The following is a 25,144-nucleotide window of genomic DNA, read 5'->3' as shown; positions in this document are numbered from 1 at the left end:
GTTACTGGGAAATGATGGTTCTGAAGTTGATTTCGAAGGCCACACGGCCCTCTTCGGTTCTGAAGGCGGGAATGCCGCCGACTGGCTGCATCAGGATGATGCATTCGGTCTGATGCTCCAGGCTCATGGCCCGGCGGATGGCATCAGCATTATTTTCCACGGCATCGACACCGGGATCGTTCTGGCCGGCCAGCAGGATGATGCGGAAATAGTCGCGGGAGACCGCCTCCTCGTCACTTCCTCCGCCGTTCTGCTGAATGATGAGGTAGCGCTCGTTCTGTGAATCCGGCCGTTCAATGAAAAAGCGCTTCTGCACGCGATAACCCGTATCGAAACCATGCTGCTGGAGCCAGGCGCGCAGGGCGTCATACACCTCGTTGCGGGTCATAGCTTGTACCCTCGCCGTATGGTGGCCCGGATATCGTTTATTCCGTCACGCTCGAAGCCTTTACGCAGGAAGTCAGGCTCGCCGTTTGGATCCCAGTAGTTGCCGTTGCCGTTCGCGCGCGGCTGCCCTTTAAGCGTGCCTGGTGCTGCGTTGACCAGGGCGGCATAGCTGGCAGTAAAGCCGACACGTCCGGTCATGCCGCCGGGGATGGGGCGCAACTCACGAAACTGGCTATTCACCAGCGTGGAGGTATCCATCGGCGTTATCTGTGCTGAATAACCCATCCCGACTATCATCACCTCGGTGATCACCCGCTCTGTCACCGGCCCGGCAACCTGACCAAGCAGTTTCTTGGCATTCATTTGTACGCGCTTAATGCCTTTTACGGGCATAGTCACCTCATGTCATGATTTGGTAGTCAGGGTCTTCGCCGAAAAAGCTCATATCATCGCTGCGCACGGCAACAATTTTGTCAGCAAATGCCTTAAGCGGATCTGGCTGACTCCTGGTATCACCATGCGCGATATAATCATCGCGCTGCGGCAGGCGCATCAGCACACCGTTCAGCTTCGACTCGATATAGATAGTCTGCTGACAGACGAACTCTTTCCCGCTGTCGTCCGTCACGGTTTTAGCCTCGGATTCCCATGTGCTCGCTATAAGGTAGGGCTCACCATACTGATAGCTGTTGCTCCAGTCGTCATAACCGTTAAGTGGATAAACAGTGCAGAGGTTGGTGTAGACCCATTCTGATGTGGCGCTCAAGGCTCCTCCCAGCGGATGACTTCCGGCTTTGTGGCGGCGACCTTGCGGCAGAAAATGAACCACTCGCCGTTGCTTTTGACGTAGCCGGTCACCCTCCTGCCGCTGTCAGTCAGCACCCAGACCTTCGTAAACGGCTCTGGCAGGCGCTGCTTAACGGATATCAGGGCCATCAGCGGCTCCCGTTGCTCATACAGCCGCCCTTGCCGATCCAGATACCGCCGAATGCAGGGGTGGCAGTCGGGTCGGGCGGGATGAGCGCCGTCGCGCAGCCGTGTTTATCCAGCCCGCGCAGCAGGTTCAGCGCGCCTTTCCAGCGATCGGAAAACGACTGGTAGCGGAACGACCGGGAAGCGCCGTTTGGCGCGGTCTGGCTGGACAGATATTTATCACCCTGCCCCAGCCCCATCAGCGCCAGCAGATAAAGCTGGATAAGCATTGCTGTGGCGGCCGGATAATGCAGGCTCAGGCACGTTTCGATGCCGTTTACCTGCTCCACCAGCGCCGCCAGCACGAAATCAGGCAGGGTAATCCCCTGACCGCTTAGGTACTGCTGCGCCTGTTCGGGATTTACCATGGCTGACTCCTGAAATAAGAGGCCCCGCAGGAACGGGGCATAAAAAAACCGCCTGAGCGGCGGCTGTTATTCAGCGGGGAAGAGTTTCTCGAGCTCACCGTCAGGCAGCAGCTCCGAAAGCTTTTCAGCGCCCAGGGTGCCTTTAAACTCGATACCCAGCTCTTTCAGGCGATCGGCAATAATCTCCTTGCGGGATTTCCCATCGTTTCCTGCTCCGGGCGTTGCCGGGGTAAGCGCACCGGCCTCGCCACGCATCAGGCGGACGTTAGATTTAAAAGCCGGGTTAAGTCTCTCAAATTCCACGATATCCCCGACAGCAACACCGTGCCACGGGCGAATCACTTCGTACTTAGCCATCGCGTATCCTTAGGCAGCTGCGCCGTAGACAACGCCGGACAGGCCTTCTGCGTCTGCGGTAATCTGCAAACCTTCAGCAGACATGATCTGGAAGTTGTAGTTAACGTTCGGCAGCGGGCGCGGCAGCGGCACAATGCCCTGAGCCATGCCCACCAGTGGAGAGATCACTTCTTTGCGGCGCTGGTACGCCAGGAACTCGTTATCTTTGAACGCAAAGGTCGGGCGGATCTCTTTGACAGGTGCGAACGGCATCACAGCATTCAGGACGTTGCCGCTGACCACACCATTCACCACATACGGCTGCATGAGGTTTGCCCAGATCTCCGGGCTCACCCACATGATATCGTACTGTGCGACGCGGTTAGCGCGTGCTGTTGAGCCGAAGGCCCCCTTACCGAAGAACGCAATCAATTGAGTTTGATTAGCGCTGGTAAGGTCGATATTCGCGCCGCCGGCACCGGAACCAAGATTAATACGCTTGGTGTTACGGTGATTACGCATACCCTGGGCTTTATAACCCTGCACCTGAATATTGCGGTCGCCGTCCAGATAGTACGAAACGCGGCGTTTATTGACCTGTTTCAGCTTCGCAGACTGCGAGTCCAGCACCAGATCGATACCAACAGAGCTCATGCCTACAACGTTACGCCAGTTCACACCGTAACCGGCAGTGAACACCGGGATCGGATCGCCGTCGTTGTCGTAATCAGTCTGGTCGAACGAGAACGGGGCCTGACCGTCAATCGTTACTTTCACATCATCAGCAATATCGCCAACGACGTTATAGAGCTTGACGGTCTTACCGACCGACAGCACGGTTTGCACGCCCAGCAGATCGTTGACAATCTCGATGCCGACCTCCTGATCGCGCAGCTGGATGACCTGGCGATCAATCTCAGCCCAGAACTCGCGGGCGAAGCCACCCACAGCGTTACACGCCAGCATGTCCGGCGTCATGTGAGCGCGGTTAGTGGCGATCATCGCGTTGTGCTGGGCGTTCCACATGTTGCGGTTAGCCCACAGCTCATTCCAGTGGCCAACAAGGCGGCTGTTAGCCGCCAGGGTTTCTCGTGAAAAATACATGTGCTTTTATCCTTGAATTACGCGCCAGCGGCTGCGGCGGCAGTGCCGACACGCATACGAACGCGGATGAAATCGGTAGTGCCTGCCGCAATGGTGGCTTCGTCCTGGCTGTAGCCGATCACCGCGTCGGTGTCGTCGGTGGCCAGCGTGAACTGACCAGCAGCACCAAGCTTGATCGGGCTGTCTTTTTTGTACGCACCAGGCACGCACAGCAGCGCCAGTTCGCGCCCCTCTTCCACATAGTTCCCCACAGCGGAATCACCTTCGGGCACGGCGTCACGAATGCCCAGGCCCTGATGGTAGGCGCAGTCGATAATGTAGAGGCGTCCGGTCAGCGCTGTTGCCTGCGCAAACACGTCTTCGCCATTGATGATCGCCGCAGTGCCCGGCAGCAGGGCAGCGGCAGTGGTACGGGTTTCAGTCTTGTAGAGCGACTGCCCGTCGATATTTACGCGACGATAGCGGGATGCCATGCGCGGTCTCCTTTAAGGTTGGTTACGGGCCGGTTAAGCCTGGAAATGAGCGGACGGATCAGGAGCGCCGGTTTCGCCAGGCGTCTGCGCGGAATTACCACCCAGCGGTGCGGCAGTACCCAGCTTGCTGTACATCTCTTTCAGTGCCGGGCCTGACAGGGCGTTAGCCACGAGCTCGCCGTGAACCGCCTGCACAGCGTCACGCATCGTCTTTTCTTCAGCGCGGGAATTAGCAGTAAGGGTTTCGGCAAGCTGCTGGTGGTTTGTCTGAAGGGCTGTGATTTGCAACTCAAGAGGCTCAATCGCCTTTTTAGTATTGGTAGCTACAGCCTCACCGATCATGGTGCCGATTTGTTCCATTTCTTCTTTGGTTAAAGGCATGTCGCCCTCCGTTTGGTGGTTGGTTGCAGGCTGATCCTGCGGAGTGAAAAAAGATTTGAATTTGTTGGTTACGACAGCTACCCAGGACTCCTGACGGGCTACCGGCGTTCCGGTGTCGTCGAAGGTGATTTTCCCGCCCTCTGACGTATAGCCGAACACCTGGGCGTTGCCCCCGTTACGGATGATGACCACCTGGCTGTCGGTGAAGTCGGCCACCCAGGCGTATTCATTCTCGCCAGGGGCGAACCGGGACTTAGCCGCACGATCAAGCCGCTGCTCTCGCTCCCGGTAGGATTCGCCCACCAGCGCGCCGGAGTTAGCCTTCAGTGGAGTAGCATTGTCGGCGTTGACCATCAGGCCGACGCCCTGCTCTGGCGTAGCCGCGCCGACTTCATTCAGCAGGATGGCGTCATGATCCATGCCGTGAATCTTTGCCACCCACTCTGCACCCAGCGCCTTCTGCTCTTCGTTGGCCTCAAGCTGGTCGAGGAATACAGCGACGCTGGTGTGAATGGGCGGCACATCTTCGCCACGCTCAATGGCAGCCACTCGCTCGAGCAATTCACGCCCTCCTTCTGACTCGCTGGCTTTATTCACATCAACCCATTTTTCCAGGTAGATGCGGTTTCCGGACTTTTTGACGTTGCGATTCCACGCACCGACAAAACCAACGTTTAACCCTTCTGGCGAGAAGGCCGAAACGAACTGACCGTTAACCTGCGGGTGCCCCAGCGGGGCCAGCGTGCCTTCCAGCCCGGCGTAATGCGCGTCAATTTCGCTGGCGGAGTACAGGCCGCCGTTCATAACGACATTGGCCGGGAGCGTATAGCTGGGCAGGACGAGATGATCACGCCCGTTGTGCACCTCGCGGCGAATAGTCTGGCTGTTCACCCGCGTGGTGACGTTGATTTGCATTGTCATAGTAGTTTCTCGTTTAAGCTGCCCGGTGGTGGCCGCAGCCGCAATGTAGATGGTTGGCAACAAGTCCGGCCTTCTGTGCCTTATCCAGCCGCTTCTTCGCCATGTCGATGACGTTCGGGTTCAGCGGTTTGCCGTCGGCACCCACCAGCACCGCTACCTGCGTGCATTTGCAGTTGATGGCGTTACCGTCAACGCTGTACCAGTCACGAACCTCCTCGGTTGTGTAAAGGTGGGCATGACGCAGCGCGTGCTTACGGCGTGTCGTCGGGCTAAGTGCGGAGAGGTGCATCTGCCGGGTCATGATGCCGTACTGGGCCTCGGCCTCGTCCGACTCATCCCAGCGAGCGCGACGCAGCGCCGTGGTTATTTCGGTCCGGGCGATACGCTTTGCGCGACCAATCTCCATCCCGGTCTGCTCAGTGAGCCTTTTGGCAATATCACGGGGGTTTTGCCCCCGACCCATGCCGTCGGTAAGGATCCGCGCCATGTCCGACTTCGTCCGCGCGCTGAGGTTTTTCATCTCCTCAAATACACGGGTGCGCACCAGCAGCAGACGGCGCTGATAGGGTTCGCTCAACAGCAGCTGCTGGAGGTTCTCCCGCCCGGTGGCGTATACCGTTGACTGCTGAGACAGACTGGCGAACTCCTGCGCCGTGCCGCGCTGGTACGCCTGGTTAACGTAATCGCGCCAGAACCAGAAATTCGTCTCGTTACCGCCATAGAGGATCTCATCGACCAGCGCGGAGGCGTTCTCCAGCAGCATGGACAGAAGCGAGGTATCGAGGTCGAAGGTGTAACGAAGGTTCACAGCGGGTGATGCAGGTATGCGGTCGAGGATGCTCTGGTAGGCTTTTGCGATACGCTTAACCCGCCTTGAAAACTCATTCATCGCGCCGCGTTCGAGGCGATCTGCGCCCGTCGGGTCGCTAAGGTTTCCGGGCAGAATCGGAGGTTTTATCCTCTTCGTCTTTTTCTTCATCGTCATCTTCTCCCAGCGGTGCAGGCGATCCCTCATACCCGGCGGCCACGCGAATTTCCTCGCCAGTAAACGGCTGCTCACCAGTAGCTGCTGACGCGCTGTTGATCTCGGCCATGATTTTGGCGGATGCCAGCTTCTCAGCGCCGGAGCTGGCGTTCAGGTCATCCCAGATAACCGTTTTCTGTGGTACCGCGTCGAGAATGCCCAGCAGCACCAGCTTGTCGCACAGGTCTTCAATATCAAACGACAGATCACCGCGTCGGGACTGGCAGCGCCCATTGAAATAGCGCTGGTCCTCAGTGCTGGCCCGCTCGCCCGTCTGCATGCCTACAAGGATTTTGGTCGGGATATCCAGCGCAGCTCCCGCTGTCTGCAGGTTTACGTTGTAAGTTGGCCCGGGGTCGGCGACAGAGGACACCAGTGGCGTCACCGTTGCGCCCTGGGTAGTCAGCAGCGCATCGTTGCCGCGATTAACCTCAACAGCGGCTTCGTTGAACTTCTCCTGCAGCTCATTGACATCGACGTTGTACATCGAGGCCAGGTTGCTGAAGTCGATCTCTTTATCGAAGTTGATATTCAGCTGGCGCGCGGCGTTCTTCAGGAAGGATTCACCGCTGCCGCCCTCCACTTTCTCCAGGCTGACGAACGCGTTATAGGCTGGTTCCAGAAAGCCGATTGCGTCCGCTGAATAGTCGCCGAGGATAAACACGCGATCGGGATGCACATCCACGCGCCGGGTGCTGCCGTTCGGCAGGCGTTCAACGTACTGCCACATCTTCGGCTGCCCGTAGGTACGGGAGTTCAGGCCAGTATCCCATGCAGAGGGCACTAGCGCGCCCGCCCAAGCAACAGTGATTTTCTCCAGGCCGCGACCTTTCGTGGCGGGGAGATTCCAGTCTTTATCGTCGCGAATGTGAAGCAGGATGCCGGAGTAGCGGCCCACCAGCCGCCGCAAATCAGCTTCAGCGAAGGTGCGCCAGAAGCGATGGGTAAAGACGGCTTTCGCCTTGCTCTCCCATGCAGTTACTTTGCGGGTTTCGTCGGTCTTCTCCCCCTCGATGATCTCCGGGTTGCTGAGCCAGCAGGTGCTGGTAATTTTGCGCACCGCGCCGTGAGCGATGCCGCCGCGCCGGTAGAGTCTATAGAGGTCGTCAAAGGTCAAATCCTCTTTGAAGCCGTACTCGCACCACGCCGTGCTGCGCTTGGCATCCAGCCCCATTGTCGGGTTAGCCGCCAGCATCCGGGCGCGCGCAAGGCTGGCATCGGCCAACGCATGGTTGACGGCCAGTTGAAGATTATTGTTCATGCTGGGGTCCGTTTTGTGGATTCAGGCAATAAAAAACCGCCCGGAGGCGGTCTGTGTTCGATAACTGCTAATTACATTTCACCAGGAGCGGGCGGCAAAACATCCCTGTTCCCATTAGCATTAGGTTGTGAGACAACACCCAGCTCTTCCATTTGTTCAATGATCCGCGCAGCTCTGTTATAACCAATCCGGAACTCACGCTGCACACCAGAAATAGATGCTTTTCGGGAGGTCAAAACAAACTGGACAGCTTCATTGAACAGTGGATCAAGGCCTTCGTCCTCTTCTGGCTCCACTGCTGGTGTAGCTGCTGGTTTCCACTGCGGATTTTCTGCAAACCATTGTTCAATAGCCTGCATGGCAGCGTCAGTACATACAGAGCAAAGCGAGGGGTGGCCCATTTCGCCAGCGGTTGTGTTAATCGCGCAACTGCATCCCTTTCGCCATTCATCAATAACCAGCAGTGGATGCATAATTATTTTATTTTGTTTTGGCATATTTTTACCTGGCTAGATCCCGAAGCGCATCAGCTTGCGCATTCACTACATTCAGTTTATCTACCCTGAAGCCGTTTGGGAATCATCATGCCCATCGGCTGCGCGCCGCCGAGTTCGGTGAGCGCATAAACAGCTGCGTCGAGACGGTCAGGCGACTTTTTAGCGGTGGCCGGCACGTACTCCATCAACTGATTTTCCAGCACATAGAGATTACCGTTGTGCGCAACGCGGCCCTGCTCATAAAGCGCAGATATCGGCTCTGCCCGGGCGTATTTCCCCTTACTTGCATGGACACGGATGATGCGGCCCTTATACCCGGCGTTACGCAGCGTTTCTTCGGCCATATCGCCGCCCTGGTTCGTTTCGATAACGATCGCATCGGCCTCATGCTCATCGTAAGCCCACATGGCCTTTTTGGCCCAGCCAGCCGGTGAATACTTGCCGCTGTAGTCCCCATCAACAGAGAACTGCTTTTTGTCACCAGCACCATACGCACTGGCTGCCACAATGCCGGATTCGTCGCTTTCATCGCTGTTGGTTGCCTGCGGGTCGATGGCCACTACCGAGCGAACCTTGTCGAAACGGATCTGCAGGTCGCGGGAGGCGCTTATCATCGCCTCATTCCACAGCGCACCCTCTGCATTGAAACGCCGCGGCTTCTGCATGTACTGCGCCTCGGCGGTGCGCCGGTGCGAGAACAGGGAGACGCGGTGTGTCTCGTTGTGCTTGAACGGCCAGAGCCAGCCATCAGGCAGACCATGATCTATCGGGATAGCGTGGGAGTTCTCCGGGTACTGCGCCGAATACGCCTGGCTGTTATCGATGAGCACCGGCAGATTGAGGTGATGCCACTTTTCGCCAGAGCCGCCACGCAGCAGGTAACCACTCAGATCGTGATAGTGAATGCGCTGCATAATCACAATCATCGGTGTCGTTTCGATCGCCAGACGTGACTGGATGGTTTCGTTAAAGCGGTTGTTAACGCCGTCGCGGACAATCTCCGAGTAAGCGTCGTCCGGTTTTACCGGGTCATCAATAATCAGCGCGCCCTGCCAGCCGGGTTCCATGTGCCCGGCGCGGAAGCCCGTTACTTGACCAGCGGCGGAGGATGCATAGACGCCACCGCCGAACTCATTCCACCACATCGCCTTGCTATCAGCATCATCTCGCAGCGACATAGGCCACATGGCCTGATAGGCCTGCGATTTGATCATGCCGCGCGCGGTAGACGAGTTAAGCAGTGCCAGCTGGTGGGAGTATGACAGGTGCATGAAGCGAGCACGCTGGTTGAGCGCCAGCCCGCGCCCCATCATGTTGATCGTTGCCAGCTCGGTTTTTGTGTACCCAGGCGGGACGTTGATAATCAGACGCTGAATTTCGCCATCTATCACCCTGTCCAGCGTCTGCTGGATCACCTGGTGATGTGGCGCGACGATCATCTTGCCGCCGGTGCGCTGTTTGAAGAAGTAGCGCGCGTAATATAGTCCGTCCTCCACGCACTCAACGCGGCGGGCGAAAAGCTTTTGCTCAGCAGTCGTCATCCTCCAGCATCTCCCGCCGCGCAGCTTTGTAATCGTCTTTGTTCATGGTGACTGTCTCGATAGCGCCCCCATTCGGCCCGGAATGCTCGAACTTATGCTTATTGGTGTAGGCGTCGCCCACTTCTTTGGCAGCCTGCTCGATTAGCTGGGATGCCAGCGCAAAGTTCTTCATCCCCTCTGTTTTGGTCGCCATACGATCCAGCGCACGCAGCCGGTAAGCTTTGTTGGCGATCGGGATATCAGAGATTTCGTTCTGAAAACGGTCACGGGTGGCGTTGAACATGTCCACCCACTTCTGCGCCAGGCCTTTTCCGTTCGCTTTTGTCGGGTCGTGTGATTCCACCTGCTGACGGGTGATCGTAAGGCCAAACTCTTTTTTGACGGCCTCGACTACCTGAGTGGGCGTATCAAAGCAGGCTAACGACTGGACGATAAAGGCTTTGACCTCTCCTTTTAATGCCGCCATTGGTTACCTGCCTGTCATAATCAGTCAAAAGTTAAGCCAGTTTCAGCAGGCACGTTCCACATGCCCTGGCGATATCAAGATGGGCAACCTCCGCAGGGTTGTTCGCAGCGTCCACCAGCTGCTGAACATAGTGGCTGGCTCCGTAGCGCCGGACGACGCCGACGAACTCCTCCACATCGTGGCCACGCAGTTTCAGCTTCGGCTGCCCTTCACGCGTGAACTTCGGCGCGCCAAACTCATCCGTCTCCTGGGCGATGTGGTACAGCTCATGCTCCACCAGCGCGCAGAACTCCAAATCTGAACACTGAGCGCAGTAATCTGCCGCAAGGGTGATGATGAAGTCAGGGATGCGCCCGAACCATTCATACATCTGTTGCTCCATGCGGGCTTTTTGCCAGCCCCCGGCGCGCATCATTACCTCTTCCGCCTGGCCCAGTACGGACCGCCCCCTTTTATCGAACGCATTCGACGCCCAGAGGAAACACAGATCGGCCTCCAGCAGGTGAGCATGATCAGGGTTATGCAGATTGCCGTCGTCGCTGAGGATCTCGGCATGCAGCCATCCGTGAACGCCGTCGGCGGGTATGATGCGGATGTACGGTTTGAAGTCGGGGTTATCTACGAACAGGGGCGGCGGAGATGGGCGCTGTGTAATGTCATGAGCCATACCATCAAATGCCTCGATACAGCAGGCCGCCGGGCTTCAGCGCGTTGCGTATGGCGTCGGTTGCGGCCCGTTCAATAGCCTGCTGCATGGTGACAAGTGCCGAAGCCTGAGCATCCTGAGAGCTCAGCAGCACCTTGAACACATCACTCTCACGTATGGCGTCAATGACAGCGTCACGCATTTCGTCAGAGAGGCGGGGCTTGAACTCTGCTGCTGTAGCGATCGCGTTGTTTAATTGCAGAGTGTCGCTTTTATTTACCTCAAACTTTTCAGCCTTAAACGCAACCTGCTCTTTGCCATCCTCGACAGCAACACCCATACCAGCAGCGTAACGGCGGCCGTTCTCGTCGGTGTTTACCTTCGTTGACCAGCTGGCTGTCGCGCCCACCAGCTTTTGTTCTTCTGGCGGGTTGATACGCCCAATGCGTGCACTAACTGAACCATCCTCACGATAAGCCGTGAACTCTCCTGCTGAGATATTCACCCATCCGCCTGTCTTAGTGCGCTTATCCTTCACGCTCAGCAGGCCAGGGAAATATTCAGGGTAGCCGGTAACTTTAATGCGGCGGCCTTTGAGGTTGTACTCAGCAGAGCCAGCAGGGCTTTTGATGATCATGCCGCTGTCGGTCAGAACGACACGCATGCCAAGCATCGCCTGCTGCGGCGATAAGTATTTCATTCGGGTTTCCTTTTAGATGTGAGCCTGTCGCACGGGACAGCCGCCCGAGAGAAGCGGTTCCCTAGGCTCACGGCTGAAAGACTCTCTTTGGTGCGCGTGCGAACCGCATAAAAAAAGCCACCAGCAGATGCGGGTGACTTGATGTGGTGGCAATAAAAAACCGCCCAGAGGCGGCTTCAAATTCGATGTGCTACAGAGAAGGGGGTCGTTTCTTTAGAAGCTCATTCGCCTCAACACATTTTTCCTCAATCAGCTTAAGGCGAGCTGCCACCTCACTTGTGGGGCAATTAGTGACAAGGCAATACCCTTCCACCCACGTCTTCTCGTTTTCCTGAGTGAACAGGCTTTCAAATATCTCAACCCAGTCACTATTAGGAACGCGCTCAAGCTCAAAAAACTTTAACACTCCACTCCCACGAAGTGTTCTATGCTCATCTAACCCTAAAATTTTCAAGACCAGATCCCCACTTGTTTTAGTGAGTATTTAATATCACTAGCCTGAGATTATTCCTATACCTCAAAAATGATAGGTCTTCGCAATTTTCATAGTCATGCGCTATGGGGGGAGCCGCTGTGTAATGCCTGCTATTTACTACCTGTCTGCTTGTCCCACTCTTCGCGAAACTTACCCGGGTTATCGCTGCCTTCTACTGACATAGCGCCTCTCGTGTTGCTACCAATAAAAAAACCGCCCGGAGGCGGTCAGTCTTCTTTCACAATTGCAGGCCGGATGTTGCAGCTCCTCAGCTGGTAATCGCCATAATCGGCCCTGAGCTCAATATCGATCTCATCAAAGAATCGGTCATAGAGCTGGTGGGCTGGCTCGTTCTGCAGCGCCTGGATGAAGTGGGTGCCGTGTACGAGCGATACGCTTTTCGTTGAGAACCGGAACTCTAACTGCCAGACGACCACCTTATTCGGATCCACATGCTGTTTCATATCCCCTCCGCTGTAATTAGTAGCGGTCAGGATAGGTCATTATATCGCCAATGAGTACAGTACTGGGGCCAGTTTTTGAGCCATGACACATTCCTCTGTCCTGTAAAAATGCTTTCCGGCTAAATCTCAGTGCAAAAATCATTGAAATCAGCATGCTTAGTATTGTAACGATTGTGCATTTGCACCCCTTAGAAACACTCTGGGTTTCCTGTTTCTAAGGGCTTTTTTTATTTCACTGCGTTATACCAGGCCTGCCAGCGGTACTTATCCAGCCGAAGTTGGCGCAGGCATTGCAATGTCTCGATGTCTGATTGCAGATCCGCGTCGCTGTCTGCGCCAGCATCACTTCCCTTGCACGGGGGCTGCATCAAATCCGCTGATGGAGTTGGCAGCGTCGATGGCACGCTGGCGCAGCTGCACAGCATCATCGTCAAACTGGCATACAGTACGATTCGGATCCTGGACATATTTCACCACGTCGCGGGTTATTGTTCGGTAGATAACTTTGGATTCTTCACTGGCCTGGGCGGCTTTCTGCTCGACAGGCTGAATAGCCTTTTCTGCTTTGGCGCGCTTATCGGCGGCCAGGGCGTTAATGTAGTCGGCGTGCGCGTACCAGCCATTACGGTAACGTAACTCGCCATAGCCAACACCAAGCAGCATGACCGCGAGAGCGATCAGCAGAACTGTTCGAATGCTAAAGGTCATTCTTCCCCTCCGCCAGGCACAAGCTTCGCTCCATCTCGCGCCGGTTCTGCAATCCTTTCCAGCGCATACCACCAGCGTAAACCCAGCGGCGCATCTCCTCACACGCTCCCTCATGATCGCCATGGTTGAGCTTACGCAGCAGCGTTGATTTCGAGAACGCGTCAGAGCCGACGTTGAACACAAAGCTATAGAGCGCGGCGCGCTGATACTCGTTTAGCGGCGCTTTGACCAGACTATCAACCGTTTTCTTGGCTGGCTGGAGGTCTTTCCACAGCAGATTGTCACACTCGCGATCGGTGTAGGTCTTCCCCTTCACGATATCCCGGCCTGTGTGGCCATCACAGATAGTCCATACTCCGGCCACGTCTTTATAGGCCACGTACTTGCGCCCTTCGACGCCATCCTGCCCGCCGAGGAACAGAGAGGCGATCAGCATTGCACCACCACCAGCGGCGGCGATGAGTTTGTTACGCAGGCGGCTGGTCATTGGCATTTAATCATCTCCGACTTTGACTGCGGGGCCGTACTTCTCCAGGGCTCTTACCTGGGCGTTCGTTACCTTGCGCTTGAAGTACCAGTTAACCAGGCCGGTGATGATGATCCCGGCAATACCCGCCAGCACACCGATCGCACTCCACTCATCCGGGCTGAACTTTGTCAGGATCCCGTTAACGATTGTGCCGCCAGAAGTGCCCAGGGCGACGCCGGTTACAAGTTTGCTCATATGAGACATGCTCTCACCTCCGATAGATTTCGGGGTGCTGTATGTAGTTAGAGGGTCAGGCTCTCCGGATGCTTAACGACAAAGCGATGATGGGAGTTTCCGGGAGCCTGAAATAGAAAAAGGCCGCCAAAGCGACCCTAATGAAGTGGTAATACAGAAACTTTCAAATTAAATCGGTTAAAGCCGATTAAGTGTTTCGGCCTGTACCCTTTGAAGTACTGCCTCTATCGAATCAGCCTGTATGATTTCAGAGAAAACACAGTCAGGATCATTAGTCATGTGTTTGGACTTCGCTCTCTTGGCTTCATCCCGCTCCGAAAACTCATCGGATACATTTAAATGTTTTCCTAATGGCACATTTTCCGGCTTGTATTGGTACACGTAATAGAATCCCATATCACCCCCTGTGATTTGACATCCTAGGAATATACCACCAAAAAGCAAAAACCCCGTCAAAGCGAGGTTTTAAATTTCAGTCGACAACCAAAGCTATGGCGACGATATCAGATTTAGTCAAAATGTAAGCTATTTAATTGACTTTTGCAATACCTTGCTGCGAATTAGCTGCTTTTTGTTGTGATCGTGTTCTTACTGTACACAAGAGGGAGTCGCTATCGAGCCCGGTAAATATTGAGCGCATATCACGCCAATAATCAACGTAGTTATGGCTCCAGTTATCAGGTTTCACTTCGCACAGCGCAGCGAGATCCTGATGTTGGTAAAGGTCACGCCCAGCCAGCTCAGCTTTGACATCTTGGGCAGCCAGCCAGATTAACGCTTTCAGTCTGCCCATCGTTTTGCCAGCTACTTTCCTGGTGCCCAGCTGCTCCACGAATTCCGCCCATGCCCACTGGGTGATCGCCACCTGGTTCTCCCAGCGCGTGTTTCCGCTGTAGTTCCAGAGTAGCCATGCCTTCTGATGCTCATCCAGCGACAGAACCGCCCGTCGCCACGATGAGGTGCAGTATTCAACAGGCTGAACCAGCGGGATGTGTGAACCTTTCGCGTGTGACTGCTTGCCGGGGATCGGCGGGTTATCCAGAGTAATCATCTTGCCGGTTATCTCATCCATCACGCGCGGCTTCTTCCGCTTAAACGTACCGGTGTCGAACTGGGCGTTCTCCAGCCAGGCCATCAACTGCCCTTTTGTCGCCCCGCTCAGATCTGCGGTCGCAACGATGAGCTGCTGACGTACAAATTCCAGGTCTTGAGTGATCATGCTGCAGCTCCTGCAATAAGGTAAATGCGTATAAAATTTCGAAGAATGCGGTAGTCCACCAGCACCGAACCCGGGCGGCGATAAATACGGAGACGCTGCCAGCGCATGCGGAGTGATTCGATAAATTCAGGCTTCACGCAGCCTCCTGCTGTTTCAGTTCTTTGAGTTTTGCGCGGTACTCATCGCGGATCCTGATGTAATCGTCGCGCTTCCATTTCGGTAGTTCGTGCGGCCCCATCAGGGCATCAAAGCGGGCCTGGCCGATTTTGGCGATCAGCGCCGGGCGGTATGCCGTCAGGTTGCCGGAAAGATGGTTGTTACACGGGGCGCACTGGCGATGGCAGTTGTCTTCGTTAAAGCGCAGCTCCGGGTTCGCGCCGGTCGTGCGGAAATGCCCGGCGTGATACTGCCCGTCATGGTGGCGGCCGCAGCTGATGCACGGAAGATGACGATCCCGGTACCGGATGAACTCGTTGAATGCCTGCTGGGCTTGCTTGACGAAGTGACTTAGTGGCTTAACAGCCTGGCGGCGTTCGGCATCCAGTGCCCTCTGCTTTTTGGCCTCTTCGCGCTGGCGCTGCTTCTCAGCCCGCATAGCCTCGGTACGTTTCTTTGCGGTCTGCTCTTTGGCTATGATGGTGGCGCACTCGTAGCAGCAGACCACCTGACCATCGCGCGCCGGGTGGAACCACTGGCGGCACTCTTTGTTTGCGCACTTACGGCGGGGTTTCTTAGCCATGCTCAACCCCACGCCTTGCTTTGCCATACCCGGCTCGGGCGCGGCGGCTTATTGCTTTCCGGCAGCAGGGCGCTGACAGTCCATGTGACGTGATCAGGGTTGAGGCTGCGCTCAACTTTGACGCCCCGGCGCCGGTATTGCGCCAGCAGCTCTTCCGCCTGCGCCGTGGTGCAGTCGACGTGGTAGAACCAGGTCTCTTTCATCGCCATTACCCCGCATAGCTCAGCAGCTGTGCGGCGGCGTTTTCGGCCTCCGCCTGGCTGCGGAATGCGCGGCAGAGGATCCAGCGCCACAGTACGTCGAGCGCTGCGCGATAGAGCTGCTGGAACTCGGGCTCGTCCATGTTGGCAAAGGCAATGCTTCTGGGGTGTTTGCGGAGGGTACCGTCAGGCAGCTGGATGGCATCGTAATGGCCGGCTTCAACGATCACCCACGACCGATAGGCATCAAAGGATTTGCAGAGGCTGATACTACCGGCGCGCTTATCAGCAATGCGCGCCAGGTACTGCTCAGCGGCATCCAGCAGCGCGCCTTCGCTACCACCGAACGTGGCCAGGAATTTGGCATAGCCAGTAACCAGCCTGCGCTCATTTGAGGAGATCGCTCCACCAGTAGGTTCCCAGTATTCGAAGCCGAGATTCAGCAGTGCGAAAAATTTTCGGTGGAAGGCCGGGTTACGCAGCTGGCGGAAGTCCGCCTCGAGTACCGCGCCCAGCTTACATTTTGATTGCAGAAAATCGCTGGTCTCCGGCGTGGCGGGGATCAGGATTCCTGAGGACTGCTTGATGAGTTGTAGTTGCTGCGCCATGGTGTTCACTCCGTGGCGCTGCGATGCTCCGATGCCGTTGTTCAGGCGACAATATGATTATGTCAGTGAGTTATTGTTCCGGTCAAACGATCCGGCTGCTTTTGCTAACTCAATAAAATCCTCGAGTGAAAGGAGGTGTTGATTAGGACGCACTTTCTCAAGCCCGGTTACCCTCCCGTCTTCATACGTGACAAGGTACTTACCGCCCTGCTGCTTGATGATGTTAACCGCCTCAGCGATGTCCAAATCCACAACTAACCCCCTTAGCGCCTAGACGCTTCAATTCACTATGACTAACCAGTTTTGGCTGTTCACCTTCTGTATGCGAACCACCTTAGCAGATCGGGTAAATTCTCTAATAACCTGCGCGGCAGAAAGTTTGAATTATATCCTGGCACTGCAACCATAGGTAACTTGTACTGTTTTTATATACAGTATTTTATAAAATGTTTTTGTGCAACCAAAAATAAGTAAATGATTTATAAGGTCAAATTTTAATCTTAATGAAGAATATTACTTGTACGTTTAGCTGAAACTACGGACGAGGTGGGGAGTGTAAGTGCTCTCGCGGCAAGTGCCGCCAATGAAGGGAGATAAAAGGGTTAGCGACTTTTTGCTTACATCGAACAAAACGGTGCAGTGCGGAGCCTCTGCCGATGCCAATTGTATGCTACGCCACGCGTAATATCGTAACTGCTCAAATAAGTCATCCCGCAGATTTTTGCGGCTGTTAAAGGAGTACTGATACGTTGATCACTAACATGGCAAGCCACATTTTGTACTCAAAGTTGGGCGAAGCAATGTTACGTTTATTTCTACACGTTCATCCAGAGCTTTGTAGGCTATTTAACAGTCAGGCTACCCACAGCGACTGCATTGAGAGATCAGCTCGGTCGGAGAACGGGCACTTGGATCAATGATAATTCCAGAGAAAAATCCATTTTATGGCTCTAAAAACCTTTACGACGAGCATAAATTTTTTCTGAAATCGCCGCAAATTTGATTTTCAAGGCCCACGAAAAAGACATTTTTCTCGTTTTTAGTTGCATTTCGCTATCTTAAATCACAGTAAGATTTTTTTTCAAGTACATTGACTTTCCTGTAGCCTTTATCGTTCGCGGACTTAGCGATTATTACCTTTCCGCAACCGCAATTTAACCTCAAAATCAACTCTTGTACTGAAAAGAATCCAGACTAGAATACTAATCAAACAGCAAGATGTAGGCATCACAAGCTTTCAGCGGGGCTAGATATAGTCCTTCATTACCTTCAAGCCAAAATAAAAAGGCCCGGGTGATGAACCCGGGCCTTCCAATTGGTAGATGAGTTCGCACCTCATCTACCGAGCCGAATGTACCTAGCAGCTGAGTTAAGCTTAACGACATGTAGTCGAACCTTCAATTTTTTTTAGGCATCAAACTGTTTTGTTTTTGATTTTGTAAGAGTTTTAGTCAGCCTTGGTTTTTGGTGATGCTTGAACTTGCACCCCAACCATATTCAGGCCGAATGTATCTAGCAGCTAACTCAGATACAACATCTGCAAGGGCGAATCCATGGGTGCTTGCAGTGAGGCGTGAATCAGAAAGGTCAAAGCAAAATGTTGCTTCTTTTCTTAAAACTGGCACGCCCGGTAACGGTCATTATCATGATCGTACTGGAGTACCTGGAAAGCCGTAACCATTAATTTGGATTTTTTGGCTTACAGGTAATGTAATTGAAGGAAGCCCGGCTATTGTGGGCTTCCTTTTTAAGGAATTAAGCAGCCTTATCTTTCACTACACACATTTCCGGCAGATTTGCACGCACCAGCGCCTCAGCGAACGGCGGCGGTACCGCGTTGCCGCAACGCGCAACCTGTTTGTCTTTGGCGTAGCGGGTGCCCATGTAGTCGCGGTCGATGATGTACCACTCCGGGAAGCCCTGAGCACGATACAACTCCGCAGGCTGCAGCATGCGCATGCCGATATCAACTATGCGGTAAACCACGCCGCTGATCGTCACCAGGCCGTCGCAGTTCGCGCCGCAATATTTCTGCAGGAACGTTAGCGTTTGATCTGCGCGCTGCTGGTCGTAGGCCTCAACCGCCAAGGTGGTTTTAACCTCCCCTACATGCAGGCCGCCCGCAGTTAACCCTGGTGCTGGCGCGTCAACTACCCGGCCATCCTTGCAGGTACCGCGTAGCATCACCAGGTGCGAGGTCAGCAGGCCATGATGATCGGTAGTGGTGACCGTGTGGGCCGGTTCGTCCAGCGCCACGCCTGCGCCCTGGTAGTTCCCACCGAAGTGCTTAACCAGATTCGCCGCCACCAGCCCAAACTTTCCGCCACCGGCGACAACGGTACCCATTGGCTTATGCAGGCCGGGCACACGCGGATCCTGCCCCGGACGCTCGCCATAACCCATCTGGATCAGGGTCGGCGTTACAAGCTGCGATTTGCCGCCGCCGCCCGCAGTAACCGTAGCGCTCGGCTCGTCCGCGCGGTGGCCGACGCTTGCACCGAACTGGCGGGAGACAAACGGCGCGAGTGCCGCCTCAACCAGTCCCCGCGCGTGGCCATTGCCGCCCGGTCGCGCCGACGTGCCAGCGGTTATGGTTGGCACCGGATCTGTAACTGCCTGCCCCGTTGCACCGGTACGGAACTTTGTCAGATGCGGAACCGCGATGGCATAGCCGTGCGTTTTAGTGATTGTCTGCAGCGGCTCCGCCAGTGCCTGGCCCCGGAAGCAGTCGTATTTGCCTTTCGTGGTAGTGTGGTTGCACTTCACGATAAACGGCGAGGCGCTATCCAGCACGAACCGCTGAATGCCCCGGGCGATGCGCCGGAGGGTATTTTCTGCCAAGGCCTTTTTGCGGTCGAATATGGACGGCGCAGGGATAGACCAGTCAATGCACTCCGCCGCAGTCCGCCAGGGCTTAAGCTTGCCACTTTGCACCGCTGCCGTTTTCGGATCCCCATGTGTCGGCTCTGGCCAGACGATAGGCTTCCCGTCTCTGCGCATAACGACAAACAGCCGTTTGCGAATAGTAGGCGCGCCATAATCGCATGCCCTGAGTTCACGAAACTCGACAACGTATCTCAGCCCCTTGATCAGCCGTGCCGCATCCTCACTATCCAGCGGGATATTTAAGAACTCACAGCATTCGGCCAGGGCAGGATGATTTGGATCAATACCAGTAGTCAGCATGCCGATAAACGCCTGGAAGGTTTCACCAATCCTGGCAGGATCCGGTCGCATCTCTCCAGCAAGCAGCGGCCCCCAGGTCTTGAACTCCTCGACATTCTCTAATTTCATGACGCGCGGCTCTACATCAAGCCCCCAACGCAAAACAACCCAGGCGAGACCACGGATGGCTTTCTCTACGGGTTTCGCGCCTTTTGCCTTGGAGAAGTGCCTGCAATCTGGGCTAAACCATGCAAGCGCTACCGGGCGGCCGGAGGTCGCTACTTTTGGCTTTACCTCGTACACGCTCTCGCAGTAATGCAGCGTGTCCGGGTGGTTGGTGCTGTGCATGGCCACTGCGTTGGGGTCATGGTTAATCGCAATATCCACGCTGCGACCGATAGCCAGCTCGATCCCGGTGCTGGCCCCGCCGCCCCCGGCAAAGTTATCAACGATGATTTCCTGTAAATTCACGCGTATTTCTCCATGGCAGTGGCCAGCGAACGGGCGGCGGTGATGATCGATGGCACCGGCATTTTTTCGAGCCACATCCGGTTGATGTGATGCTTCAGGCGGCGCTGGTGGTGCGCCGGGAGATCCCCGGCGCTTTCAACCTGTGCGTAAACCAGTCCAACCTCTGCTGGCCAGACTGTTTCCGGCACGTTTACCAGCAGCAGGCGCTCCAGCTCTATAATGCGGCTGGTGGCGTATTGCAGAAGTGGATCCATCACACTTCCTCGCCCGGCGCAGCGGCAAGCATGGCCTGATATCTGGCTTTGAGCGCTCGTTCTGTCCACCCTTCAACGAGGCACATTTCGGCCAACATTTCGGGTGTAGGTTCAAGCGGTACAAGCCTCCATCCTTCTGGTTTAGCTTGCGCTTTCAGCTCGTTAACCGCTGCTGATGTCGCTGGCTGCCGCAATACCTCCAGTGCGTCATACAGTAGCGCGGAGGCCGGGTTCAGCGATTTGTGCACAGGCTTAATGCCGCTGGCGCTGTACTGCCAGATCAGCTGACCGATGATCTCGGCGCGGGCCACGCTTTCCGTCGTCAGTGCATCGCACTGCTTCGTCTTTTCGCGCAGCGCAGCCGTTGTGCAATCAAGCCGTTCGGCCAGGCGAGACATCATTTTGGCGATGTCGATGATCGGCGTGTCGCTGCTCAGTGCTTTTGCAAATTCATGACCAACGGCCACCAGCTCTTTGTTATTCAGTGATTCACTCATGCCCGCGCACTCCCAAAAATTTTATGAATTTCGTAGCCCTGCCAGTTCTGGCGGCATACGTCGGCCACCGACGGCGCTGTTGTTTGCTGCTGCTTCGGCTGTTTGATTTTTCCCTGCCAGCGCTGCACCAGCTGGTATTCCGGATGTTTCGGTTTGCCTATGTTTTTGACGATCCCGGCCATACCCAGGCGTTTGAGACGGTCGTAAGCCTCACGGATGTCGCAGCCGAGCAGCTTACGGATCTGGCGGGGCGTTGCCGGTCCGTTTGCCTCGATGAACTCTACGATGGCCTTTTGCTTCGGTTTTAAGCGATTGCTCATAGCCACCTCACTTCGCGATGCGCAGATGGCTGACGTTTTTGCGATAACTCGCCCAGCCGAAATTGACCCAGATACCACCGTCCATCTGAAGGCGGTCCATAACGCGCGCCCCCAGGGTGGTAACGAGCTCGCCGTGGTTCAGGTTGGTCAGGATGCCGACTGGCCGCATGGATGATAGACGGCGGTCGATCACCTGGTTGATGATCACCTTCTCGCCGCTGGAGCCACGCTGAATACCGACTTCGTCCAGTATCAGGAGATCGACGTTGCAGAGGTCGTTAAGCAACGAAGCCTCAGACTGACCGTCGTCATAGCACTCGCGGACCCGGAGCATCAGGTCAGGTATGGTCACAACCAGAACGGAGTGGCCAGCGGCCAGCAGGTGGTTGCCGATTGCTGCTGCAAGATGATTCTTTCCGGTACCCGGCGCGCCGCTGAACACGAAGCTTGCGAATCCGCTGCCGCCAAAGTTCTGGGCGTAGCTTTTCGCCAGACTGTACGCCTGACGCTGCTCCGGGCACGACACTTCGTAGTTTGCAAACGAGCAGCTGCGGTGCAGGGCCTGGATTCCGGCTCGACCAAAAATCTTCTCTGACCGTGCGCGCTGGTTCATCCTGTCGATTTCCTCGGAGCGTTTTCGGCCTTCGGATTCCTGCCATGCCTGCCACTCCTGGGCATTGCTGAATTTCGGCTGCACGTTAGCCGGAATGATTTTTTTCAGACGCTCAAGGGCGCTGCCAGTGCCAATAATATTTTTCACGCTTACCCCCTGAACCCGTCTGGAATGTCACTACCCGGCTGAGAAATTTGATTCACATCCCGGCCCGTCTTGCGACCACTGAGGCCGAATTTTGGCTTGAACAAGCCCTGGTACCCGTTAGCGATGCTGGCGTTGATTACGTCCACCGGATCGTGTCCCTCGTCCAGGCACTGCTTCAGCAGGCTGAAAGCTTTGTTGACGGTCAGCTCGGTTTTGATGGGCTTACCAGACTGGCGGCGATATGCGACCCACTCATTCCAGGTTGTCGCATTCAGCCACTCAGGCACAGGGATGCTCAGAGGATCAAACTTCCCATTCCCCCCTGGGGGACTATAGGGGGTTAGATCTTTTATATTTGTCTTTGAAAGAATGTCTTTGGTGTTCCCTGTTTTCGGGGATACCTTTCCCTGTTTTCGGGGATAACCATCCCCGTTTTCAGGGATGGTTTGAGGGGTATTTTTACCATCCCCGTTTTCAGGGATAGCTGTCCCTGTTTTCAGGGATGCTGTTCCCTGATTTTGGGGATGGTTATCCCTGTTTTCAGGGATGGAAATCACCCATGTGCCAGCTTCAGCACGCGGAAAATCCGCCGGGCACTTCATGCATTTTGGCTTGGTATAAGCCCACTTATCCAGACTGGTATTAATCCCGATGTATCTGGTTTGCCCGATCCGGCGCAGGATAATAATGTTCCGGTAGGCGAGGTTCAGCACTGCTTCAGAGACATGCTTCACCTTGAGCGTCGTTTTGTCTGCGATAAGGCTGTTGGCGATACGGTCGGATTTTTTCGACCAGCCATACGTCAGACGAACGATAGCGTTCAGCACCCGGAACTCACGACCCGATAACTCGACGATACATAAGGCGTCCTGGATCTGATTGGCTAAACGCAGATAGCCTTTATCCAGATCAGCCATGCGACTCTCCTGTTGCGCCGGTGCTGGCGCAGGAAATTTGTATATTTCAGCGGTATTTGACATACTGTTCTCCGCAATTACTCCCTGTTTTTGCACCCGAAAGCCGTTGCTGTTCCACCAGCGCGGCTTTCACCATTTTCAGGCCTGTCATATTGCCCCCAGCATCGTCGTTACCATCGCCATCAGCGGTCCGGCCAGATCCGGCTCAAGCCTGAAAAGCGCGGCTATTCCTTCACTCATTTCCTTCAGCTTCTGATGTCTGGGTGCATCCAGCAGCACCGCGCGCTTTGCCTCGGCAACCTCCTTTTCGGCTTGCGCCAGGCGCGTCAGCTTGCAGTCTCCGCCCACCAGCGCGCCGCGATGCTCCAGCGGAAGAACGGCCAGAATTGCGGGCGTCAGCTGGCGAACCCGATCCCGGCAGTCTTCGGTATCGAAACGGTTATCGAGCCAGCGGAATAACTTCTGCCGGGCGCGGCTAATATCTTCCGAAAACTCGATACCCTGGCCGCCGCAGCTGCGCCATTGATCCACGATATGTGCGGTAACGACGTCCTGCCCCGCTGCCGCTGCCCAGGCGCGAACGGCGTCGCGCATATCGACAGGTTTCGGCTCTTTGACTTGAGAGCGATTTATCATCGCTGACTGTGAAAAAGATGTACTCTGTTGAAAAGTAAGTATTTGCATTTGCTATGCCTTATTTAGGTTTATGTTGGCAGATGCACCAATAGAGCGTGGGTTATATTCAGGCCATATGTGCACCCACTCTGTTGGCAGACAGTCCGCCCGCGTGACCATGCCGCCAGTAAATCTTTCAATTTCTATCGCACGTTTAGGCGAAATAGGTGATGCGTTTGAGGCCATCTGGGACAGGAACGACATGGATATACCCAGCTTTTCGGCTAGCCATTTGGCGTTGCCCCGCTGTTGGGATAGGTAATCTTTAAGCTGCATATAGCCTCCTAGTAAGGTGTGGGATGAGTTTACTAATCACTAAACACAATAGTCAAGTATTTGCTTGTTTAGAAATTACTAATCAAAATGCGAGCATGACCACAGCAGAAATCCGAAGACGACGCCTGAAGGCTTGGTTTGCCGATAAGGCTCTACCAGAAAAAGAGAAAAGCTATTTATCCCAGTTGATAAATGGCAAGAGCTCCTTTGGAGAAAGGGCAGCCAGAAGGATCGAGCATGACTACAATATGCCTTCCGGTTACTTGGATGTTGACGATGACCATCCAGACAAGGCACAAAACGAGCTAGTTCTTACTGCTGATGAGACAAAATTGATTAAGTTCTTTAGAGGGTTTCCTGATTCTGCCAAGCGGGAAATGCTTATTGAATTTGAGTCTAAATTTGACAAGTTCAACGAGCTTTTCAAAGAGCTATTAGCTTCGCGTAAGTAAATACCCTGCCTCAAGCCGCCTACAAGGCGGTTTTTTTATGCCTGTAATCCAGCCCAGCATGCCTAACTCTAAAAAAACCTTCGCGCAAATAACGGTTTAGCTCAAACTCAACGAAAAAGTTTACCAAAGACTTTACATAATGGTTTAGTAATGAGTAAACTCATTCCATCAACAACGCGCTGCGTTGCTCCGATAAACGTTCCGCCAGCCGGGCGATAACGGCAGAGGATGAGATGGCAACTACCAATCAGGCAGTACCTAACAGCGGGAAAGCAGTAGCGATGCGCAACAGCCGCACCGGCGCAGCTTGGCTCGTCTCGTTTAATCATATTGAAGGCATGTACTGGCACGAGCCGCAGGGCAACCTGCGCCATATCCGCCAGCCGTTCGCCGCCCCCAGCATTCAGCCGCATCTGGTACCGGCGGGGACGGTTCACTCATGAAAATGAACACTATCTCTATGGCAAGGCTGAAATCAGTTCTTCGCTATGACCCTGCTACCGGGCATTTCACCAGAGCGGTAAAGGTGAATAATTTTGAAATTGGCTCTGTCGCTGGTCGCTTAACACACAAGGGCTATATCGAGATAAAAATCGATGGGGTCGCTTATCAGGCTCATCGACTTGCATGGTTTTATTCGTACGGAGAGTGGCCGCCACAGTTTGTGGATCATAAAAACGGTAACCGTGCTGACAACCGTCTTGAAAATATCAGGTTGGCTTCACCTTCCGAGAATGGGCAGAACCAGGCATTACGATCCGATAACACCAGCGGTATTAAGGGCGTGACCTGGTGTAAACGAGAGCAGTCCTGGCGCGTGGCCGGCTGTGTAAATGGCTATCAAAGCCTGGTTGGAAGCTTTAAGGATTTAGAGCTTGCCGAGCTGGTGAGTATTGAGTTCAGAAATAAATATCACGGCTCGTTCGCTAATCATGGAGCTCACCAATGAATACGTTATTCGCGCTTGTGCTGACCGTAGGCATGACCAACGGCGATTTTCAGGATGCGGTGCTTGGTGTGTATGAAAACGAGAGGCAGTGTGAAGCGGCGGCCGTTGAGCAGCAGGTGGCAGGCAACTGTTATCCGGTGGAACGAATTGTCCGCGCCGATGAAGTGCCGGCCGGTACCACTGTCCATTTATGA

Annotated in this window: 37 protein-coding genes and 2 pseudogenes; 4 read left to right on the top strand and 35 right to left on the bottom strand. The window is 54.8% G+C overall.

The window, feature by feature from the left end; genetic code table 11:
- Position 1: 1 nt before the first annotated feature.
- From RTX96_RS09575 to RTX96_RS09405, 35 genes and pseudogenes are all read right to left on the bottom strand, one after another.
- Complete coding sequence (locus RTX96_RS09575) at positions 2-388, bottom strand: hypothetical protein (protein ID WP_312670825.1); 387 nt, start codon at positions 386-388, stop codon at positions 2-4.
- A complete protein-coding gene (locus tag RTX96_RS09570) occupies positions 385-780 on the bottom strand; it encodes a hypothetical protein (RefSeq protein ID WP_312210126.1) in 396 nt (131 codons plus the stop codon). Before RTX96_RS09570 ends, RTX96_RS09575 begins: the two co-directional genes overlap by 4 nt.
- A 7-nt stretch (positions 781-787) precedes the next feature.
- On the bottom strand, positions 788-1,153 hold the full coding sequence (locus RTX96_RS09565) for a hypothetical protein (protein ID WP_312670824.1): 366 nt from the start codon (positions 1,151-1,153) through the stop codon (positions 788-790).
- Positions 1,150-1,323: a hypothetical protein gene (locus tag RTX96_RS09560; RefSeq protein WP_312670823.1), complete on the bottom strand. Its 174-nt coding sequence runs from the start codon at positions 1,321-1,323 to the stop codon at positions 1,150-1,152. The genes RTX96_RS09565 and RTX96_RS09560 overlap by 4 nt, the downstream gene beginning before the upstream one ends.
- Positions 1,323-1,727 (bottom strand): hypothetical protein, encoded by a 405-nt coding sequence (locus RTX96_RS09555; RefSeq protein ID WP_312670822.1) that lies wholly within the window; start codon positions 1,725-1,727, stop codon positions 1,323-1,325. The genes RTX96_RS09560 and RTX96_RS09555 overlap by 1 nt, the downstream gene beginning before the upstream one ends.
- A gap of 66 nt (positions 1,728-1,793) precedes the next feature.
- On the bottom strand, positions 1,794-2,084 hold the full coding sequence (locus RTX96_RS09550; protein ID WP_312670821.1) for a hypothetical protein: 291 nt from the start codon (positions 2,082-2,084) through the stop codon (positions 1,794-1,796).
- Positions 2,085-2,093: 9 nt separating this feature from the next.
- Positions 2,094-3,167, bottom strand: a complete 1,074-nt coding sequence (locus RTX96_RS09545) for a major capsid protein (protein ID WP_312670820.1) — start codon at positions 3,165-3,167, stop codon at positions 2,094-2,096.
- Between the two features lie 17 nt (positions 3,168-3,184).
- Positions 3,185-3,640 (bottom strand): hypothetical protein, encoded by a 456-nt coding sequence (locus RTX96_RS09540; protein ID WP_312670819.1) that lies wholly within the window; start codon positions 3,638-3,640, stop codon positions 3,185-3,187.
- A 33-nt stretch (positions 3,641-3,673) separates the two neighbouring features.
- Positions 3,674-4,942 (bottom strand): hypothetical protein, encoded by a 1,269-nt coding sequence (locus tag RTX96_RS09535; RefSeq protein ID WP_312670818.1) that lies wholly within the window; start codon positions 4,940-4,942, stop codon positions 3,674-3,676.
- A 13-nt stretch (positions 4,943-4,955) separates the two neighbouring features.
- On the bottom strand, positions 4,956-5,921 hold the full coding sequence (locus RTX96_RS09530; protein WP_409418560.1) for a phage minor head protein: 966 nt from the start codon (positions 5,919-5,921) through the stop codon (positions 4,956-4,958).
- On the bottom strand, positions 5,869-7,227 hold the full coding sequence (locus RTX96_RS09525; RefSeq protein WP_312670816.1) for an anti-CBASS protein Acb1 family protein: 1,359 nt from the start codon (positions 7,225-7,227) through the stop codon (positions 5,869-5,871). The genes RTX96_RS09530 and RTX96_RS09525 overlap by 53 nt, the downstream gene beginning before the upstream one ends.
- A 71-nt stretch (positions 7,228-7,298) precedes the next feature.
- Positions 7,299-7,577, bottom strand: a pseudogene (locus tag RTX96_RS09520) (DNA translocase FtsK); the annotation flags it as partial.
- 203 nt (positions 7,578-7,780) lie between these two features.
- Positions 7,781-9,265, bottom strand: coding sequence for a DNA-packaging protein (locus RTX96_RS09515; protein ID WP_312670815.1), 1,485 nt, complete (start codon positions 9,263-9,265; stop codon positions 7,781-7,783).
- Positions 9,252-9,731, bottom strand: a complete 480-nt coding sequence (locus tag RTX96_RS09510; RefSeq protein ID WP_312670814.1) for a DUF2280 domain-containing protein — start codon at positions 9,729-9,731, stop codon at positions 9,252-9,254. The genes RTX96_RS09515 and RTX96_RS09510 overlap by 14 nt, the downstream gene beginning before the upstream one ends.
- 31 nt (positions 9,732-9,762) lie before the next feature.
- Positions 9,763-10,398: a putative metallopeptidase gene (locus RTX96_RS09505; RefSeq protein ID WP_312670813.1), complete on the bottom strand. Its 636-nt coding sequence runs from the start codon at positions 10,396-10,398 to the stop codon at positions 9,763-9,765.
- Between the two features lie 4 nt (positions 10,399-10,402).
- On the bottom strand, positions 10,403-11,077 hold the full coding sequence (locus RTX96_RS09500) for a DUF1983 domain-containing protein (RefSeq protein WP_312670812.1): 675 nt from the start codon (positions 11,075-11,077) through the stop codon (positions 10,403-10,405).
- A gap of 702 nt (positions 11,078-11,779) precedes the next feature.
- Positions 11,780-12,016 carry a hypothetical protein gene (locus RTX96_RS09495; RefSeq protein WP_312670811.1) on the bottom strand — a complete coding sequence of 79 codons (237 nt, stop codon included), beginning with the start codon at positions 12,014-12,016 and terminating at the stop codon, positions 11,780-11,782.
- Between the two features lie 342 nt (positions 12,017-12,358).
- Positions 12,359-12,724: a hypothetical protein gene (locus RTX96_RS09490; protein WP_409418559.1), complete on the bottom strand. Its 366-nt coding sequence runs from the start codon at positions 12,722-12,724 to the stop codon at positions 12,359-12,361.
- On the bottom strand, positions 12,714-13,211 hold the full coding sequence (locus RTX96_RS09485) for a lysozyme (RefSeq protein WP_312670863.1): 498 nt from the start codon (positions 13,209-13,211) through the stop codon (positions 12,714-12,716). Before RTX96_RS09485 ends, RTX96_RS09490 begins: the two co-directional genes overlap by 11 nt.
- A 6-nt stretch (positions 13,212-13,217) precedes the next feature.
- On the bottom strand, positions 13,218-13,448 hold the full coding sequence (locus tag RTX96_RS09480) for a class II holin family protein (RefSeq protein ID WP_312670810.1): 231 nt from the start codon (positions 13,446-13,448) through the stop codon (positions 13,218-13,220).
- Positions 13,449-13,625: 177 nt separating this feature from the next.
- Positions 13,626-13,900 (bottom strand): annotated as a pseudogene (locus RTX96_RS09475) (hypothetical protein); the annotation flags it as partial.
- A gap of 77 nt (positions 13,901-13,977) precedes the next feature.
- Positions 13,978-14,667, bottom strand: a complete 690-nt coding sequence (locus RTX96_RS09470) for a bacteriophage antitermination protein Q (RefSeq protein WP_312670809.1) — start codon at positions 14,665-14,667, stop codon at positions 13,978-13,980.
- A complete protein-coding gene (locus RTX96_RS09465; protein ID WP_312670808.1) occupies positions 14,664-14,804 on the bottom strand; it encodes a YlcG family protein in 141 nt (46 codons plus the stop codon). The genes RTX96_RS09470 and RTX96_RS09465 overlap by 4 nt, the downstream gene beginning before the upstream one ends.
- Positions 14,801-15,406: a recombination protein NinG gene (locus RTX96_RS09460; protein WP_312670807.1), complete on the bottom strand. Its 606-nt coding sequence runs from the start codon at positions 15,404-15,406 to the stop codon at positions 14,801-14,803. Before RTX96_RS09460 ends, RTX96_RS09465 begins: the two co-directional genes overlap by 4 nt.
- 2 nt (positions 15,407-15,408) lie before the next feature.
- Positions 15,409-15,615 carry a hypothetical protein gene (locus RTX96_RS09455; protein ID WP_312670806.1) on the bottom strand — a complete coding sequence of 69 codons (207 nt, stop codon included), beginning with the start codon at positions 15,613-15,615 and terminating at the stop codon, positions 15,409-15,411.
- Positions 15,615-16,214 (bottom strand): DUF1367 family protein, encoded by a 600-nt coding sequence (locus tag RTX96_RS09450; RefSeq protein WP_312670805.1) that lies wholly within the window; start codon positions 16,212-16,214, stop codon positions 15,615-15,617. The genes RTX96_RS09455 and RTX96_RS09450 overlap by 1 nt, the downstream gene beginning before the upstream one ends.
- A gap of 57 nt (positions 16,215-16,271) precedes the next feature.
- On the bottom strand, positions 16,272-16,466 hold the full coding sequence (locus RTX96_RS09445) for a hypothetical protein (RefSeq protein ID WP_312226772.1): 195 nt from the start codon (positions 16,464-16,466) through the stop codon (positions 16,272-16,274).
- Between the two features lie 1,503 nt (positions 16,467-17,969).
- Positions 17,970-19,850 carry a DNA cytosine methyltransferase gene (locus RTX96_RS09440; RefSeq protein WP_312670804.1) on the bottom strand — a complete coding sequence of 627 codons (1,881 nt, stop codon included), beginning with the start codon at positions 19,848-19,850 and terminating at the stop codon, positions 17,970-17,972.
- Positions 19,847-20,104 carry a hypothetical protein gene (locus RTX96_RS09435; RefSeq protein ID WP_312226774.1) on the bottom strand — a complete coding sequence of 86 codons (258 nt, stop codon included), beginning with the start codon at positions 20,102-20,104 and terminating at the stop codon, positions 19,847-19,849. The genes RTX96_RS09440 and RTX96_RS09435 overlap by 4 nt, the downstream gene beginning before the upstream one ends.
- Complete coding sequence (locus RTX96_RS09430) at positions 20,104-20,601, bottom strand: hypothetical protein (RefSeq protein ID WP_312670803.1); 498 nt, start codon at positions 20,599-20,601, stop codon at positions 20,104-20,106. Before RTX96_RS09430 ends, RTX96_RS09435 begins: the two co-directional genes overlap by 1 nt.
- Complete coding sequence (locus RTX96_RS09425) at positions 20,598-20,921, bottom strand: hypothetical protein (protein WP_312670802.1); 324 nt, start codon at positions 20,919-20,921, stop codon at positions 20,598-20,600. The genes RTX96_RS09430 and RTX96_RS09425 overlap by 4 nt, the downstream gene beginning before the upstream one ends.
- A 7-nt stretch (positions 20,922-20,928) precedes the next feature.
- Positions 20,929-21,681 carry an ATP-binding protein gene (locus RTX96_RS09420; RefSeq protein WP_312670801.1) on the bottom strand — a complete coding sequence of 251 codons (753 nt, stop codon included), beginning with the start codon at positions 21,679-21,681 and terminating at the stop codon, positions 20,929-20,931.
- 2 nt (positions 21,682-21,683) lie between these two features.
- Positions 21,684-22,661 (bottom strand): replication protein, encoded by a 978-nt coding sequence (locus RTX96_RS09415; protein WP_312670800.1) that lies wholly within the window; start codon positions 22,659-22,661, stop codon positions 21,684-21,686.
- Between the two features lie 84 nt (positions 22,662-22,745).
- Entirely contained in the window at positions 22,746-23,282 is a 537-nt protein-coding gene (locus tag RTX96_RS09410; RefSeq protein WP_312670799.1) for a toxin YdaT family protein, read from the bottom strand.
- A gap of 3 nt (positions 23,283-23,285) precedes the next feature.
- Positions 23,286-23,549 carry a YdaS family helix-turn-helix protein gene (locus RTX96_RS09405; RefSeq protein ID WP_312670798.1) on the bottom strand — a complete coding sequence of 88 codons (264 nt, stop codon included), beginning with the start codon at positions 23,547-23,549 and terminating at the stop codon, positions 23,286-23,288.
- A 23-nt stretch (positions 23,550-23,572) separates the two neighbouring features.
- Here RTX96_RS09405 and RTX96_RS09400 point away from each other — a divergent pair, with 23 nt between their 5' ends.
- The 4 genes from RTX96_RS09400 (at position 23,573) to RTX96_RS09385 (ending at position 25,144) form a co-directional block, all read left to right on the top strand.
- Entirely contained in the window at positions 23,573-24,001 is a 429-nt protein-coding gene (locus RTX96_RS09400; protein ID WP_312670797.1) for a hypothetical protein, read from the top strand.
- A 233-nt stretch (positions 24,002-24,234) separates the two neighbouring features.
- Positions 24,235-24,444 carry a hypothetical protein gene (locus RTX96_RS09395; RefSeq protein ID WP_312670867.1) on the top strand — a complete coding sequence of 70 codons (210 nt, stop codon included), beginning with the start codon at positions 24,235-24,237 and terminating at the stop codon, positions 24,442-24,444.
- Positions 24,441-24,950, top strand: a complete 510-nt coding sequence (locus RTX96_RS09390; protein WP_312670796.1) for an HNH endonuclease — start codon at positions 24,441-24,443, stop codon at positions 24,948-24,950. Before RTX96_RS09395 ends, RTX96_RS09390 begins: the two co-directional genes overlap by 4 nt.
- Positions 24,947-25,144, top strand: a complete 198-nt coding sequence (locus RTX96_RS09385; RefSeq protein WP_042394186.1) for a DUF1482 family protein — start codon at positions 24,947-24,949, stop codon at positions 25,142-25,144. The genes RTX96_RS09390 and RTX96_RS09385 overlap by 4 nt, the downstream gene beginning before the upstream one ends.

It is taken from the genome of Pseudescherichia sp., assembly GCF_032052675.1.
Classification (GTDB): domain Bacteria; phylum Pseudomonadota; class Gammaproteobacteria; order Enterobacterales; family Enterobacteriaceae; genus Pseudescherichia.
This window is presented reverse-complemented; position numbering and strand designations above follow the sequence as displayed.